Genomic DNA, 15,352 nt, shown 5'->3' with positions numbered 1-15,352 from the left:
GGACGCCCAGCCGGATCGGCGCTCCGCTGCCTCCCCCCGCCCGCGACAGACTTTTGCAAGCGGGTGCTTGCAATTGTTAGCGAGGGTGGGGCATGGTGGAGGCATGGCATCGCTGAACGTCGGCAACCTCGGTGAGTACCTGCGCGAACAGCGGCGGAACGCACAGCTGTCGCTGCGGCAACTCGCCGATGCCGCCGGGGTGTCCAATCCCTACCTGAGCCAGATCGAGCGCGGGCTGCGCAAGCCCAGCGCGGAGGTGCTCCAGCAGGTCGCCAAGGCCCTGCGCATCTCCGCCGAGACGCTTTACGTCCGCGCCGGAATCCTCGACGCCGAGCGGGACCGGGATGAAGCGGAGACCAGGGCGGTCATCCTCGCCGATCCCTCGCTCAACGAGCGGCAGAAGCAGGTGCTGCTCCAGATCTACGAGTCCTTCCGGAAAGAGAACGGATTCGGGATCGGCGAGCCCGCCGGCGACGAGGACAGCGCTCAGGAAGCGGACACCGCCGGCACCACCGTGCCCGGCACCGGCACTGCCGGCGGACACGATGCCGATGCAGGCCCGCGGCGGACGGCCGGGTAACCGGACCAGGGCGCCGGCTCCCACCGCGGACCACACCAACCTCAGCCGAACGCGAATCCGGGAGGACCTGATCACCATGGCCATCACCGACGACCTGCGCAAGACCCTCAGCGACCCGACTCCGCTCTACTTCGCCGCCGGCACCGCCGACCTCGCCTTCCAGCAGGCCAAGAAGGTGCCCGCCCTGGTCGAGCAGCTGCGCGCGGAGGCCCCGGCCCGCATCGAGGCCGTGCGGAACACCGACCCGAAGGCCGTGCAGGAGAAGGCCGCCGCCCGGGCCAAGGAGGCGCAGGAGACCCTCCAGACCAAGGTCAACGAGTTCCTCGGCACTCTCGACGTCGACCTGAAGAAGCTCGGCGAGCAGGCCCAGGACCTCGCCCTGCGCGGCGTCGGCGTCGCCGCCGAGTACGCCGTCAAGGCCCGCGAGACCTACGAGAAGGTCGCCGAGCACGGCGAGCAGGCCGTGAAGAGCTGGCGCGGCGAGGCCGCCGAGGAGATCGAGGACTTCGCGATCGCCGTCGAGGGCAGGCCGGAGCCGGCCGAGGCCCAGGACGAGCCCAAGCCGGTCGTGGCCGAGCCCGCCGCGGACAGCAAGCCGGTGGCGAAGAAGACGCCGGCGCCCCGCAAGACCAGCACCGCGAAGAAGACGACGCCGCCGGCCAAGTGACCGGCAGCGGCGGGATCACACCGAGATGACAGCGGGCCGGGCACCTTGGGGGTGTCCGGCCCGTTGTACGGGTACGGTGGCTGTACGGACGACTCGACTCGGGTGGTGGGCATTGTGCTGATGACGGCAGTCGGCGGAGTGATGTGGCTGATCTTCACCGCCATGCTGGCGCTCGCCATCGTGGCGTTCGTGATGGCGGCGATCTTCCGCGATGACGCGTACCGCGCCGCGGACAAGCAGAACAAGGGCTTCTGGCTGATCATCCTCGGCATCGCGGTCGCCGTGAACCTCTTCGTGCCCATGCTGTTCCTGCAGCTCGCGGGCCTGGTCGCCTCGATCGTCTTCTTCGTGGACGTACGCCCCGCCCTCCAGCAGGTCTCGGGCGGCAAGGGCTTCCGCCGCCGGGGACGCGGAAGCAGCAGCGACGGTCCTTACGGGCCGTGGAACGGCGGCCGCTGAAGCGCCCCGAAGGGGCGCGGGGCTGTATTCGATATGCGGCTCCGCCACGGGGGCGGGACAAGCCACAGCGGACCCGCACCCGGCGACGGCGAAGCACCGCCTACGGCGAGACTCCGATCACGGTGCCCGATCCAACAGCACCACTGCCACATCGTCGGTCAGCTCCCCACCATTGAGCTCCCGCACCTCACTGACCGCCGCCCGCAGCAGCTCCTCCCCCCGCAAACCCTCGGAGAGCTGGCGGCGGATCATCGACATCATCCCGTCCTGGCCCAGCCGCTCGCCGCCCTCGCCGACCCGGCCCTCGATCAGGCCGTCGGTGTAGAGCATCAGGCTCCACTCGGAACCCAGCTCCACCTGCATCCGCGGCCAGCGGGCGCCGGGCAGCAGGCCGAGGGCGGGGCCGTTGTTGTCGTACGGCAGCAGCCGGGCCTGTCGGCCGGGGCGGGCCAGCAGCGGGGCCGGATGGCCGGCCAGGCACAGGCCCGCGCGGCGGCCGTCGGGCGCGATGTCCACCGTGCACAGGGTCGCGAAGATCTCCTCGTCGGCCCGCTCGTGCTCCAGCACCTGCTGGAGGGTGCCGAGCAGCTCGTCGCCGCACAGGCCCGCCAGCGTCAGCGCCCGCCAGGCGATGCGCAGCTCCACGCCGAGCGCGGCCTCGTCCGGGCCGTGGCCGCAGACGTCACCGATCATGGCGTGCACGGTGCCGTCGGGGGTGCGCACGGCGTCGTAGAAGTCACCGCCGAGCAGCGCGCGGGAGCGGCCGGGGCGGTAGCGGGCGGCGAAGCGCAGCGAGGAGCCGTCCAGCAGGGGCGTGGGCAGCAGCCCGCGCTCCAGGCGCCGGTTCTCCTGCGCGCGCAGCCGACCCTCGGCCAGCCGTCGCTCGGCCGTGTCGGAACGTTTCCGCTCCACCGCGTAGCGTATGGCGCGGCTGAGCAGCCGGCCGTCCAGCTCGTCCCGGAAGAGGTAGTCCTGCGCGCCCACGCGCACGGCCTCGGCGCCGCGCTCGGCGTCGCCGGAGGCGGTCAGCGCGAGCACGGCATGCCGGGGCGCGAGCCGGAGCACGTGCTTGAGCACGGCCAGCTCGTCGTCGGCGTCGCTGCGGCCGGGCGCGGGCAGCGCGAGGTCCAGCAGGATGCAGTGGACGTCGTCGGTGAGCAGCCGCTCGGCCTCGGTGAGGTTCCGGGCGGTGCGGACGCGAATCGGCTTGCCGGCCGAGTCCAGCAGGTCGGGCACGATCGGCGAACCGGCCGGATCGTCCTCGATCAGCAGGAGGGTGAGAGTGGCGCCGGTGCCGCACGTGGCCACGGCGTCGCGGTGGGCCTCTTCCTTGAGGGGGCCGCCGCCTGCGATGGCAGCCTGCGCCTGACCACTCTCCACGGCCGGGATCGCTCTCTGCCGCGGTACGGGTACGGGCATCTCTTGGTTCCTTCCCTCCCCCCGAGGGCATGGTGGCGCCGAGGGTCTCGATGCCACCGACGGGGACCATAGCGGGTGCTCCCGCCCCGATGGAATGGTGTGAGCCGCGTCGCTCGCGTGCAGGCCGCTGTCATATGCCGCTTTCCGTACGACAGTTGGACAGGGCACCCCGGCGAGGGGGATGACGAAGCTCACGTCCGTCCGGGGTTTGGGCGGAGGTTGGTGGTGGAGTGGGTCATATGACGCACATCACGGGCGCCCGGCCGGAGATGACCTGGCTCACGCGTCCGGTCGTACGACCCCCAGGATCGGCATCGAGCCGGCGCCCGCGACCGTCACCGTCCGCCCGGGGCGCGGGGCCTGGATGATCGCACCGTCCCCGACGTAGATGGCGACGTGGCTGGCGTCGTCGAAGTAGATGATGAGGTCCCCGGGGCGCATGTCCTGGATGCCGACGCGCTTGAGCTGCTTCCACTGCTCCTGCGAGGTGCGCGGGATGGGGTGGCCGGCCGCCGCCCAGGCCTGGGAGGTCAGGCCGGAGCAGTCGTAGGACTTCGGGCCCTCGGCGCCCCACACATACGGCTTGCCCAGTTGGGCGGCGGCGAACGCGACGGCCTTCTCGCCCTGCGCGGACGCCATGCCGTGGATCTTCTTGAGTATGCCGGTGTCCAGCCACTTCGTCTGCGCCTTCAGCGCGACCTGGTCCTCCAGTTCGGCGAGCCGCTCCCGGTCCTTCTTCTCCAGGGCGGACTCCAGCTTCTCGGCGGCGTCGATCTGCTGCTGGATCTTCTTCTTGGCGGTGGCCTTGGCCTCGCGTTCGTCGTCCAGCTTCCGCCACTGCGCGGACGCGTCGTCGGCGTACGCCTGCAACTGCTCCTGCGTGGTCGTCAGTTCGGTCATCAGCGACCTCGTCGCCCGCTGGCCCTCGAGCACCAGCCCGGCCCCGTCCAGGACCTGCCCGGGATCGTCGCTGAGCAGGAACTGGGCGGTGGGCGGGATGCCGCCGGTGCGGTACTGGGCGCGGGCGGCGGCGCCCGCCTGGTCCTTGAGCTGCGCGAGCCTCCGCTGTCCTTCGTCGATCTTCTTGGCCAGCGCGACGATCTGGGCGGACTGCTGCTTCGCCTTCTCCTCGGCCGCGTTGTAGGCGTCGGTGGCCACGGCCGCGTCGTGATAGAGCTGGTCGAGCTTCTCGCGGACCTTCTCCAGGTCCTTGCTCGGCGGGGGAGTCGGGGACGCGCTCGGAGTGGGCGCCGGCGCGGCGAAGGCCGTGCCGGGCGCCGCCAGCACGGTCACCGCACAGACCACGGTCACGGCGGCCGAGAGGATGCTGCGCTTGCCCCAGCCCATCACATGATCTCCCCAAGCTGATTTACCGTCAGTAACTTACGATGCCGGGGGGATGGTGTCACGTTGCGACACAGAACGACAGAGGTCGGCGACAGAGTGAACTCTTCCCCCGTACCCGCCCCCACCATGACCATCTCCCCGCCGGTGTGACGTACGGCGCACGAGGATCGTTCCGTCTCACCGCCCCCGGACGGGTGATGTCAGCTCCGGGGCGCCAACGCCCCCCACTCCACCGTCACTTCACCCTGCCGCCAGCGCACCGGGCCGTCCGTCACCGGCCAGTCGGCCGTCAGGTCCCGCACCGCGCGCAGCCAGCGCTGCCGGGCGCCGTAGGAGGCGTAGGGCGCGGCGGCGGCCCAGGCGCGGTCGAAGTCGCGCAGGAAGGCGTGCACCGGCTCGCCGGGTACGTTCCGGTGGATCAGCGCCTTCGGCAGCCGCTCGGCGAGGTCGGAGGGCCGCTCCAGCGAGCCCAGCCGGGTGGCGAAGGTGACGGTCCGCGGCCCCTCCGGGCCGAGCGCCACCCAGACGTGCCGCCGTCCGATCTCATCGCACGTGCCCTCGACCAGCAGTCCGCCGCGCGAGCGGCCGCCGGCCGGGGCGAGCCGCGCGCACAGCCGCTCCCAGACGGCGGCGACCTCGGCCTCCTCGTACTGGCGCAGCACATTGGCGGCCCGGATGAGCATCGGCCGCCCGGGCACGGGCACCTCGAAGCCGCCGTGCCGGAAGATCAGCCCCTCGCGCTCGTACGGTCGCGCGGCCGCGACCCGCTCCGGTTCGATCTCGACGCCGATCACGCGCGTGCGGGGCGCGGCGGTGCGCAGCCGGCCGAGCAGTTCCACGGCGGTCCAGGGGGCGGCGCCGTAGCCGAGGTCGATGGCCAGGGGCTCTGCGGCGCGACGCAGATCGGACCCGTGCGTGGCGGCTATCCAGCGGTCCATGCGGCGGAGCCGGTTGGGGTTGGTGGTCCCGCGCGTCACCGTTCCCACGACGGGGGTCCCCCCGCTCGAACGAAGCCGAGAGTGGGGGAGGGGCGCTGCGCGGGCTGTCATGCATACGAGGGTAAGCGGGCCGGTGACCCCCAACTCCGACGGCAATGATTGAGTAAAGCCGCGTGGTGGGGAAATGGCACGGCACCCAGCCGATGTTGCACCTCCCTGGAGGGCGAGGTCGGTCCTCCGTCCGGCATGCCCGCAGCAAGGAGAGGACCGCCAGGTGAGCCAGTACGTCAGCAGGCTCGGGCGACGCTCCCCGTCGGCCGCGTCACGGCTACGACTGCACCGCAGACCCCGTCGCGTCGCCATGCTCTCCGTGCACACCTCCCCGCTCCACCAGCCCGGCACGGGTGACGCCGGCGGCATGAACGTCTACATCGTGGAGCTGGCCCAGCGGCTCGCCGCCCAGGGCGTCGAGGTCGAGATCTTCACCCGGGCCACGGCGGGCGGCCTCGCGCCCACGGTCGAGCTGGCGCCCGGCGTCCTCGTCCGGCACGTCGACGCCGGCCCCTACGAGGGCCTCGCCAAGGAGGACCTCCCGGCCCAGCTGTGCGCCTTCACGCACGGCGTCATGCAGGCCTGGGCCGGTCACCGCCCCGGCTACTACGACCTCGTCCACTCCCACTACTGGCTCTCCGGCCACGTCGGCTGGCTCGCCGCCCAGCGCTGGGGCGTGCCCCTGGTGCACGCCATGCACACCATGGCCAAGGTCAAGAACGCCAACCTGGCGGACGGCGACACGCCCGAGCCCGCCGCCCGCCTCATCGGCGAGACCCAGATCGTGGCCGCCGCCGACCGGCTCATCGCCAACACGGCCGAGGAGGCCGACGAGCTGGTACGGCACTACGCCGCCGACCCCGCGAAGGTCGCCGTCGTCCACCCGGGCGTCAACCTCGACCGCTTCCGCCCCGCCGACGGCCGCGCCGCCGCCCGGGCCCGGCTCGGTCTCCCGCAGGACGCCCTGATCCCGCTCTTCGCCGGCCGCATACAGCCCCTGAAGGCCCCGGACGTCCTGCTGCGCGCGGTCGCGGTGCTGCTGGACGAGCGCCCCGAGCTCCGCTCCCGGATCCTCGTCCCGGTCGTCGGCGGCCCGAGCGGCAGCGGGCTCGCCAAGCCGGAGGGGCTGCAGAAACTCGCCGCCCGGCTCGGTATCGCCGATGTGGTGCGCTTCCGCCCGCCGGTCGGGCAGGAACAGCTCGCGGACTGGTTCCGGGCCGCGTCCGTGCTGGTCATGCCGTCCTACAGCGAGTCCTTCGGGCTGGTCGCCATCGAGGCCCAGGCGGCCGGCACGCCGGTGCTCGCGGCCTCGGTCGGCGGACTGCCGGTGGCCGTGCGCGACGGCGAGACCGGCTTCCTCGTGAGCGGCCACCATCCCGCCGACTACGCGCGCGTGCTGGGCCGTTTCGTCGACGAGCCGTCCCTCCCGGCGAGCATGGGCGCGGCCGCCGCCCGGCACGCGCAGTGCTTCGGCTGGGACCGCGCGGCCGCTGAGACCGCGGACGTCTACACGGCCGCGACCCAGTCCCACCGCCGTCGCGTACGCTCCCACCATGGGTGATGGTCAGAAGGCGGCCGGGCAGGTCCTGGAAGGCGTCCTGAAGGACGCCGAACTGGAGTGGGAGAGTCCCGAGCCCGGAAACTACGTGGTCAAGCTCCCCGGCACCCGCAAGCTCTCCACGACGGTCTCCTTCCTCGTCGGCCGCCACTCCCTCTCCCTGAACGCCTTCGTCGTCCGTCACCCGGACGAGAACGAGGCGGGCGTCCACCGCTGGCTCCTGGAGCGCAATCTCAAGCTGTACGGCGTGAGTTACGCCGTCGACCGCCTCGGCGACATCTACGTCACCGCGCGCCTGCCCCTCGCCTCCGTCACCCCCGACGAGATCGACCGCCTCCTCGGCCAGATCCTGGAAGCGGCCGACGGCGCCTTCAACACCCTGCTGGAGCTGGGCTTCGCCTCCTCCATCCGCAAGGAGTACGCCTGGCGGGTGTCCCGGGGCGAGTCCACGCGCAACCTGGACGCGTTCAGGCATCTGATCGAACGCCCGGCGGACTGACTTCCGTACGACCTCTTCCCTCTCCGGCGGTGGCAGTGGCATGCTCACGGCCGACGCACTCCTGAACGTCATTCATATACATGAATATGAAGGGGCGGGTGGACATGAGCAGCACGCACCTCACGAGACGGACCCTGCTGGCCGGTGCCACGGCCGTGGCGCTCGGCTCGACCACAATCGGGACGCCGGTCAAGGCGGCAGCCGCCGAACAAGCCCAAGTGCCGGACATCTGGCGTGAGTTCACCCGGTCGCCGTTCACCCACCCCCAGATCCCCTACGTCGGCCGGGCCGGCTGCCGAGGCGGAGCCGCGCGCTTCCCCCGTCCCCGGGTCGTCGCCGACGTCACCGACCACGGCGCCGTACCCGACGGCACCACCGACTGCGCCCCCGCGATCAACCGTGCCATCGCCGCCGCCGGACGGGCCGGCGGTGGCACGGTCACCATCCCGCCCGGCACCTTCCGCATCGACGACCTGATCCACATCGGGGACTCGGGCGTCGTCCTGCGCGGCGCGGGCAGCGGCCGTACGACGCTGTACGCGACGAAGTCCCTCACCGAGCTGATCGGCGTCTACGGCTCCCGCTACGGCGGCGACAAGTCGGCCTGGTCCTGGGCGGGCGGTCTGATCTGGCTGGCACCGAAGGCGCGTTGGGACTCCCTGGTGGCCGCGATCCGGTCCCGGGCCTGGCCCTTCGAGGGCTGGACCGGCAACAAGCGGGACGAGTGGACGGCGCTGACGGCGGTGGAACCGGCCCGGCAGGGCTCGTGGACGGTCACCGTCGCCGATCCGGAGGGGCTGCACCCCGGCCGGCTCGTCCTGCTCCGCCTCGCGGACGACCCCGCGCACACCCTCCTCCAGCACATGGCGGGCGGCGGCCCGGGCCCGGCGTCCTACTACTGGGACGACAAGACCAAGCTGCTGTCGTACGTCCCCTACGAGTGGCCCGTGCGCATCGCCCGCGTCCGGGGCCGCCGGATCGCCCTCGAACGGCCCCTCCCGCTCGACATACGCCCCGAGTGGAACCCGCAACTGACGACCCACGTCCCCGAGTTGACCGGCTCCGGTGTCGAGGGACTGACCCTCCGGGCGGTCGAGACCCCGCAGTCCCCGCATCTGCTCGACAAGGGCTACAACGGTGTGGTCCTGCAGTGTGCGTACGACTGCTGGGTGGACGACGTCACGGTCACGAACGTCGACAACGGCTTCGGCCTGGTCGCCGCCTCCTCCTGCACCCTGCGCCGCACCCGGGTCGCCGGCCGTGGCTCGCACCACCCGTACTTCTGCCGCGAGGGCTCCCACGACAACCTGATCGAGGACTTCACCATCGAACAACGCACGGTCCCGGCCCCGCCGAACACCCAGCTCCACGGCATCAACGTCGAGGGACTCTCCTCCTACAACGTCTGGTCGCGCGGCCGGATGCAGATGGGCACCTTCGACAGCCACCGCGGCCTGCCCTTCGCCAATGTCCGCACGGACATCACGGTGAACAACAACGGCCGGCACGGCGGAGACGCCAACGCCGGGCCGCTGTTCGGCGCCCGCTTCACCCACTGGAACATCAGGGTCACCAACGGCCGCGCGGGCCTGATGAAGATCGACGGACTCGCGCCCTGCTCCGCGACGGTCGGCGTCAACGAGGTCACCGAGTTCGACCAGATCGACGTACCGGACTTCACCGGTGATCTGCACGCGCGCCTGGAGTTGTACCCCACGACGGACGCGGTCCGGCCCCGCAACCTGCACGAGGCGCAACGGGACCTGTGACTCAGGTGCGGCGCAGGGCGTCGTAGCCGACGAACGTGAACATGCGCCCACCACGGGGAAGTTGGCGGGGCACGCCGGTGAACCGGTGGGCGCCCACGGCCTGGACGAGACCGGGTTCGGACACCCACAGCCGCTCGAACCCGCGCTCCTCCAGCCAGGCGCACACCCGCGGGACGAGGTCGGGAGCCTTGCGGTTGCGGGTCCACACCACCGTGCCGCCGGTCCGGCACAGGCGGGTGGCGTGGTCGAGGGTGCGTTCCACGTCGGCGTCCGTGATGTTGCCGAGGACACCGCAGAACAGCACGAGGTCGGCGGGCGCCACGTCCAGGTAGTGGTCGGTCGACGCGGCATCGCCCACGACGACCTCGACCCCCGGGAGCCCGGCGGCCTCGGCCGCGCGCCGGGCCGCCGCGGCGTTCCGCTCGTCCAGTTCCACCAGCCGCGCCCGCACGTCGTGCCGCCGCGGGTGCCCGGTGAGCGCGCCGATCAGATCGCGCCCCTGCCCGGCGCAGACGCTCAGCGCGGTGAGCGGGCCCGCGGGCGCGTGGTCGAGGGCGTCACGGATACGGTCCTGGACGGTCGCCAGCCTCTGGACGAAGGGGGAGTCCGCCCTGTCGTACGTGTCGTGCCACGCATGCCAGTCCATACGCGGAGCGTACGGCGATCACCCGCGCGCCGTCCGGGAAAACCGTCCCGGCGTGACTCCCACCAACTTCCGGAAATGCCGCGTCAGATGGGACTGGTCGAAGAACCCCGTCGCCGCGGCCACCTCGCCCGGCGAGCGGCCGTCGAGCAGGAGGCGGCGGGCGCGGTCGATGCGGCGGGAGTTGAGGTACTGGTGCGGGGCGATGCCGTAGGCGGTGCTGAACGCCCGTACCAGATGGGCGGGATGGGCGTGCACGAGGCGCGCCGCCTGGTCGAGGGTGAGGCCGTCCACCACGTGCTCGTCGAGGAGTTCGCGCAGGCGGCGGGCGAGCGCGGGGTCGGGACGCGGGGGCGCCGGCGCCGCCGACGGCCGTAGATGCGTGCGCAGCCGTTCGCCGACGAAGGTCAGCAGGCTCTCGGCCTCCAGCTCGTCGCCGGGCCGGGCGAGAGCGGAGTGCAACTGGCCGACGCGCCGCCGCAGCTCCGGATCCCGCAGATCGGGCGTGTCGACGGCACGCCCGATGAGATCCTCGCCGAGCCGGCTGCTGTCGAGGTAGACGACCCGCTTGCGGAAGCCGTCCGGGGTGGCCGGGGAGCCGTTGTGCGGCACGTGCGGCGGGAGCAGCGTGACCGTGTCGTGCGGGGTGCCGTGCTCGTGCCGGTCCAGGTCGTACCGTACGGCGCCGTCGTCCACGATGAGCAGCGTCCAGGCGTCGTGGACGTGCATCGGATAGGCGTACTCGGTGAAGTGGGCGTGGAAAACCTCGGTGACGCCCGGGACGCTGGGGCGCCACGCGCTGACTTCCTGGCGGGCGGCCATGCAAAGAACGTACAAGACCGCGCCCCAAGGCGGTCGGCAGTCTCATTCCATGAGCACTGAACCCATCCGTTTCGACACGAAGATCGCCGTGCTGCTGCGCGAGGACCTGGAGCCCTGGCAGCGGCTCAACGTCACCGCGTTCCTGGTCAGTGGCCTGGGCGCGACGGTCCCCGAGGTGATCGGCGAGCCGTACGAGGACGCGGACGGGGTGGCGTACCTGCCCATGTTCCGTCAGCCGGTGCTGGTCTTCGAGGGCTCGAAGGAGACCCTGAAGGCGGCCCACGGCAGGGCGCTGAGCCGCGCCCTGCCCCGTGCCGTCTTCACCTCGGACCTGTTCGCCACGGGCAACGACAGCGACAACCGCGCGGCGGTCCGCGCCGTGCCGACAGCGGAGCTGGACCTGGTGGGGCTGGCGGTGTACGGCCCCCGGAGCGGCGTGGACAAGGTCCTCAAGGGCGCACGGATGCACCCCTGAGGCTCCGGGTCACGGTCAGTCGAACATGCCGGGCTGGTAGTCGCCGGCGGGCTGCTGGACGATGACGTTGACGCGGTTGTAGGCGTTGATCAGGGCGATCAGCGCGACGAGCGCGGCGAGCTGGTCCTCGTCGTAGTGCTTGGCGGCGTTCGCCCAGACCTCGTCCGGGACGCCGCCGGCCGCGTCGGCGATACGGGTGCCCTGCTCCGTCAGCTCCAGCGCGGCCCGCTCGGCCTCGCTGAACACCTTGGCCTCCCGCCAGGTCGCGACCAGGTTCAGCCGCTGCGCCGTCTCGCCGGCGGCCGTCGCGTCCTTGGTGTGCATGTCGAGGCACATCCCGCAGCCGTTGATCTGGCTGGCCCGGATCTTCACCAGCTCCTGCGTCGCGGCCGGCAGGGTGGAGTCCGTGACCACCTTCCCCGCCGAGTTGATGTACCTGAAGAACTTGCCGGTGACCGCGTTGGTGAAGATGTTGAGGCGAGCGTCCATGATGTCCTCCCGTGTCGTCTTTCGTCGGCTACACCTCCCTGACGGATCCCTCCGGGGAGATGTGACGGGGGCGAGAGTGACCTGCGTCACCGACTCGTCCGGGGATGGGCTCGCCAGGGGCGCGCATTCATCCGTGAACGGAATCTGCACAGTGCGTACGCATCCGCGGGTCGTGCGGGTTCCGTTGGTGTGGAGATGTCCCGCTCGGCGCGGCCGTGGCAAGAGCTGTGGTCTGCCTGTGCGGCGCGACATGTGGAGGAACTGGCCCCAACGCGTGACCGCGCCCGCACGGATGCGTCATCCAGGGCGCTCAACTGACCCGGTGCGGGCGCCGGTTGACTGGCTGCCCGGCACGCTCCGTGGTTTGATCGCTCGCACCGCCGGATTGCGCCAGGTGTCCTGAAAGGGACGGCGTACGCCTGCGGTTGCGGCCCGATCGTCAGTCCCCAGCGGGCCGCTTCCCCCTTGGACCATGTGGACCATCCATGCGAAGGGCAGTTTCATCATGAACGCCGCTCACCAGATCCAGACCGTCGAGATCTCCGACGCCGACCTCGACACCGTCTCCGGTGGCCTGGCCCCCGAGGCCAGCCTCACCGCCGACTCCACGACCCTGGACAGCGCCGCCGCGCTGTCCCAGCTCGGCGCCGTCCAGGGCGAGGTGCTGGGCGCCCTCTCCCAGCCCCACCAGATCGGCGTCAACCTCACCATCTGAGATTGCTGATCGCTCCGATCACCGCACCGGGCCCCTTGCCGGAGAACTTCCCGGCAAGGGGCCCGGTCGTGCGCGGGACGTGCTTGCCGGGCGTCCAGTCCCTCAGGCGGCGCTGACCTCCGGCTCGGAGTCGTCCGTCCTCGGGGCCGCCACCGCCGGGCTCTCCTTCGGCAGCCCCCGCATGAGCAGCCCGTACCCCAGCCCGGCGACCGTCCCCACCGCCGCGCACATGCCCCACAGCCACTCCGCGCCCAGCCGGTCGATGACCGCGCCGGACATCAGCGGGGCGACCAGCGCGGCGACCGACCAGGACAGCGTGTACACGCCCTGGTAGCGGCCGCGCCCGTGCACCGGGGACAGCCGGACCACGAGTCCGGTCTGGGTCGGCGCGTTGACGATCTCGGCGAGGGTCCAGACGCACACGGTGACCATGAAGACGCCGACCGAGCCGGCGAAGGCGGTGAGCCCGAAGCCGTAACCGGCGAGCAGCGACGAGACGATCAGCAGGGTGCGCGGATCGCGGTGCTCGATGAACCGGGTGACCGGGATCTGCAGGGCGACGATCAGGATGCCGTTGACGGCGATGGCGACGCCGTAGTCGGCGGGCGAGAACCCGGCCCGCCCCATGGCCACCGGCAGCCCCACCGACCCCTGCTGGAAGATGAGGGCGACCAGGAAGGACAGCCCTACGACGGCCATGTACCGCCCGTCCCGCAGCACGGTGCCGAGGCTGACGGCGCCGTCCTTCTCCTTCACCGGTGCCGTCGGCCGGGACTCGGGCACCTTGAGGAAGACGACGAGTGCGCAGGCCAGGGTCATCCCCGCCTCGATGAGGAAGCCCGCGAGATAGCTGAACTCGGCTATGAACCCGGCGGCCATGGAGGAGACGGCGAACCCGAGGTTGATGGCCCAGTAGTTGAGGGAGAAGGCCCGCACCCGGTCCTCGGGCCGGACGATGTCGGCCATCATCGCCTGTACGGCGGGCCGGGAGGCGTTGGAGGCCATGCCGACGAGGAAGGCGACGCCGGCGATGGCGAGGGGGCCCGTCATGAAGCCGAGCACCGCGACGGAGACGGCCGTGGCCGACTGGGCGATGAGCAGCGTCGGCCGCCTGCCGAGCCGGTCGGCCATGACCCCGCCCCCCAGTGAGGAGACGACCCCGCCCAGCCCGTGCAGAGAGGCGACGAGACCGGCGTAGGAGGCGGAGTAGCCGCGGTCGAGGGTGAGGTAGAGGGCCATGAAGGTGGCCACGAACGCGCCGAGCCGGTTGACGAGGGTGCTGGTCCACAGCCACCAGAACTCACGGGGGAGCCCGGAGACGGACTCCCGGGCGGCACGTCGGAAACGGGCGGCGGACATGACAAGACCCCCCACGGATCGAAGGACGCCCCGGTGGGGGCGCGGCAAGCGGTACTGGGCGTAGCGGTAAGCGGCTCAAGCGGTAGGCACAACTTACATAAGGGGTCTGTCGTGGGCCACTCGATTAACAGATGCCGTCAACAGTCCACCCACTGGCCGGGCCGGGCATGTGCCCGAAGCGGTGGATTACGCTCTGTCCCATGGCCGACGCACCGTACAAGCTGATCCTCCTCCGCCACGGCGAGAGCGAGTGGAACGCGAAGAACCTGTTCACCGGCTGGGTGGACGTCAACCTGAACGAGAAGGGCGAGAAGGAGGCAGTCCGCGGTGGCGAGCTCCTGAAGGACGCCGACCTCCTGCCCGACGTGGTCCACACGTCCCTCCAGAAGCGCGCGATCCGCACGGCCCAGCTGGCCCTCGAGGCCGCGGACCGCCACTGGATCCCGGTCCACCGCAGCTGGCGCCTGAACGAGCGCCACTACGGCGCCCTGCAGGGCAAGGACAAGGCGGCCACGCTGGCCGAGTTCGGCGAGGAGCAGTTCATGCTCTGGCGCCGCTCCTACGACACCCCGCCGCCGCCGCTCGCGGACGACTCGGAGTTCTCCCAGTTCGACGACCCGCGCTACGCCACGCTCCCGCCGGAGCTGCGCCCGAAGACGGAGTGCCTGAAGGACGTCGTCCACCGGATGCTTCCGTACTGGTTCGACGACATCGTCCCCGACCTGCTGACCGGCCGCACGGTCCTGGTCGCGGCCCACGGCAACTCGCTGCGCGCCCTGGTCAAGCACCTGGACGGCATCTCCGACGCCGACATCGCGGGCCTGAACATCCCGACGGGCATCCCCCTCGTCTACGAACTCGACCCCGACTTCAAGCCGCTCACCCCCGGCGGCAGGTACCTCGACCCCGAGGCGGCCGCGGCGGCGATCGAGGCGGTCAAGAACCAGGGCAAGAAGAAGTAGAAAAAGCGATCATGCCTCCCACCTGCGCCAACGGCGCGGATGGGAGGCATTTTCACGGCCTGGGACCTCTCTGGCACCTCTAGTACGGCCTTCGTCATGCGCGCCGCATGCGTTTCTTCGTCGATCGGTACAGCCGGAACGAGCCGAACGAGAGGAACAGCATCCGTAGTGTCGGGTCTCCGCGTCGTAGCCGGGATTGTCGATACACGTCCTGCGAAGCGATGTCCTTGACCCACGAGAAGCCGTTGGCGTCCTGGAAAGCGATACCACGGGCGAGGGTGCGCCGGCCGTTCATGTATCGCGGTACTTCCAAGGTGATCTCCTCGTCCTTCAGCACCATCGGCACGTTGGAGGGCAACCGCTCGATGCCCCCGGCACCCTCGTACAGCGCATCGACGTAGAGGATGGGGCGGTCAGCGGTGTTGCGGACATGGATGCGGATGAAGCTACCTTCATCGTTGGCATCCCGCTGCGCCCATGTGACGACCTTCGGGGCTTCGTTCCACATCCTCCTTCTTCTTGTCACGCAGGAGGATGTGGAAGCCCATGAGGAGGGAGCCGCCTGTGAGTAAGGCGCTGAGCCATGCGGGGACCGTGCCC

Annotated in this window: 17 protein-coding genes; 9 read left to right on the top strand and 8 right to left on the bottom strand. The window is 71.1% G+C overall.

The genetic code is table 11. The annotated features are described in order from the left end of the window. Window positions 1-103 precede the first annotated feature (103 nt). The 3 genes from ACWCQS_RS19625 to ACWCQS_RS19615 all read left to right on the top strand — a co-directional run bounded on the left by ACWCQS_RS19625 (window position 104) and on the right by ACWCQS_RS19615 (window position 1,706). Window positions 104-580, top strand: coding sequence for a helix-turn-helix domain-containing protein (locus ACWCQS_RS19625; RefSeq protein ID WP_451005572.1), 477 nt, complete (start codon window positions 104-106; stop codon window positions 578-580). Window positions 581-656: 76 nt separating this feature from the next. After that, complete coding sequence (locus ACWCQS_RS19620) at window positions 657-1,247, top strand: hypothetical protein (RefSeq protein ID WP_451005571.1); 591 nt, start codon at window positions 657-659, stop codon at window positions 1,245-1,247. Between the two features lie 120 nt (window positions 1,248-1,367). Next, window positions 1,368-1,706: a DUF2516 family protein gene (locus ACWCQS_RS19615; protein ID WP_388630806.1), complete on the top strand. Its 339-nt coding sequence runs from the start codon at window positions 1,368-1,370 to the stop codon at window positions 1,704-1,706. A gap of 117 nt (window positions 1,707-1,823) precedes the next feature. On the opposite strand, the gene ACWCQS_RS19610 is transcribed toward ACWCQS_RS19615, so the two are convergent. The 3 genes from ACWCQS_RS19610 to ACWCQS_RS19600 all read right to left on the bottom strand — a co-directional run bounded on the left by ACWCQS_RS19610 (window position 1,824) and on the right by ACWCQS_RS19600 (window position 5,521). After that, the gene (locus tag ACWCQS_RS19610) at window positions 1,824-3,125 is read right to left on the bottom strand and encodes a PP2C family protein-serine/threonine phosphatase (RefSeq protein WP_451005570.1); all 1,302 of its coding nucleotides are present in this window, start codon (window positions 3,123-3,125) and stop codon (window positions 1,824-1,826) included. A 279-nt stretch (window positions 3,126-3,404) separates the two neighbouring features. After that, window positions 3,405-4,472: an NlpC/P60 family protein gene (locus ACWCQS_RS19605; protein WP_451005569.1), complete on the bottom strand. Its 1,068-nt coding sequence runs from the start codon at window positions 4,470-4,472 to the stop codon at window positions 3,405-3,407. A 200-nt stretch (window positions 4,473-4,672) separates the two neighbouring features. Next, entirely contained in the window at window positions 4,673-5,521 is an 849-nt protein-coding gene (locus ACWCQS_RS19600) for a class I SAM-dependent methyltransferase (RefSeq protein ID WP_451005568.1), read from the bottom strand. Window positions 5,522-5,684: 163 nt separating this feature from the next. On the opposite strand from ACWCQS_RS19600, the gene mshA reads away from it, so the two are divergent. The 3 genes from mshA to ACWCQS_RS19585 all read left to right on the top strand — a co-directional run bounded on the left by mshA (window position 5,685) and on the right by ACWCQS_RS19585 (window position 9,287). Next, window positions 5,685-7,022: a D-inositol-3-phosphate glycosyltransferase gene (gene mshA, locus ACWCQS_RS19595; protein ID WP_451005567.1), complete on the top strand. Its 1,338-nt coding sequence runs from the start codon at window positions 5,685-5,687 to the stop codon at window positions 7,020-7,022. Next, complete coding sequence (locus tag ACWCQS_RS19590) at window positions 7,015-7,518, top strand: type III secretion system chaperone family protein (RefSeq protein WP_388630793.1); 504 nt, start codon at window positions 7,015-7,017, stop codon at window positions 7,516-7,518. Before mshA ends, ACWCQS_RS19590 begins: the two co-directional genes overlap by 8 nt. A gap of 104 nt (window positions 7,519-7,622) precedes the next feature. Continuing rightward, the gene (locus ACWCQS_RS19585) at window positions 7,623-9,287 is read left to right on the top strand and encodes a glycosyl hydrolase family 28-related protein (protein ID WP_451005566.1); all 1,665 of its coding nucleotides are present in this window, start codon (window positions 7,623-7,625) and stop codon (window positions 9,285-9,287) included. A 1-nt stretch (window position 9,288) separates the two neighbouring features. On the opposite strand, the gene ACWCQS_RS19580 is transcribed toward ACWCQS_RS19585, so the two are convergent. Beyond that, complete coding sequence (locus ACWCQS_RS19580) at window positions 9,289-9,933, bottom strand: class I SAM-dependent methyltransferase (protein ID WP_451005565.1); 645 nt, start codon at window positions 9,931-9,933, stop codon at window positions 9,289-9,291. An 18-nt stretch (window positions 9,934-9,951) separates the two neighbouring features. After that, a complete protein-coding gene (locus tag ACWCQS_RS19575) occupies window positions 9,952-10,752 on the bottom strand; it encodes an AraC family transcriptional regulator (protein WP_451005564.1) in 801 nt (266 codons plus the stop codon). Here ACWCQS_RS19575 and ACWCQS_RS19570 point away from each other — a divergent pair. Beyond that, a complete protein-coding gene (locus tag ACWCQS_RS19570) occupies window positions 10,751-11,227 on the top strand; it encodes a DUF2000 family protein (RefSeq protein ID WP_451005563.1) in 477 nt (158 codons plus the stop codon). The genes ACWCQS_RS19575 and ACWCQS_RS19570 overlap by 2 nt on opposite strands. A gap of 15 nt (window positions 11,228-11,242) precedes the next feature. Here the strand turns inward: ACWCQS_RS19570 and ACWCQS_RS19565 are convergent, their stop codons facing one another. Beyond that, window positions 11,243-11,716 (bottom strand): carboxymuconolactone decarboxylase family protein, encoded by a 474-nt coding sequence (locus ACWCQS_RS19565; protein ID WP_451005562.1) that lies wholly within the window; start codon window positions 11,714-11,716, stop codon window positions 11,243-11,245. Window positions 11,717-12,188: 472 nt separating this feature from the next. Between ACWCQS_RS19565 and ACWCQS_RS19560 the strand changes: the two genes are divergently transcribed. Then, entirely contained in the window at window positions 12,189-12,431 is a 243-nt protein-coding gene (locus tag ACWCQS_RS19560; protein WP_451005561.1) for a hypothetical protein, read from the top strand. Window positions 12,432-12,533: 102 nt separating this feature from the next. On the opposite strand, the gene ACWCQS_RS19555 is transcribed toward ACWCQS_RS19560, so the two are convergent. Further along, complete coding sequence (locus ACWCQS_RS19555; protein ID WP_451005560.1) at window positions 12,534-13,790, bottom strand: MDR family MFS transporter; 1,257 nt, start codon at window positions 13,788-13,790, stop codon at window positions 12,534-12,536. Window positions 13,791-13,990: 200 nt separating this feature from the next. On the opposite strand from ACWCQS_RS19555, the gene ACWCQS_RS19550 reads away from it, so the two are divergent. Continuing rightward, entirely contained in the window at window positions 13,991-14,752 is a 762-nt protein-coding gene (locus tag ACWCQS_RS19550; RefSeq protein WP_451005559.1) for a phosphoglyceromutase, read from the top strand. 94 nt (window positions 14,753-14,846) lie between these two features. On the opposite strand, the gene ACWCQS_RS19545 is transcribed toward ACWCQS_RS19550, so the two are convergent. Next, window positions 14,847-15,260: a hypothetical protein gene (locus ACWCQS_RS19545; protein WP_451005558.1), complete on the bottom strand. Its 414-nt coding sequence runs from the start codon at window positions 15,258-15,260 to the stop codon at window positions 14,847-14,849. Window positions 15,261-15,352 lie beyond the last annotated feature (92 nt).

This window comes from Streptomyces sp. NPDC002076 (assembly GCF_053593835.1).
Note: the sequence above shows the minus strand (reverse complement) of the source record. Positions and strands in the feature narration are given on the sequence as shown.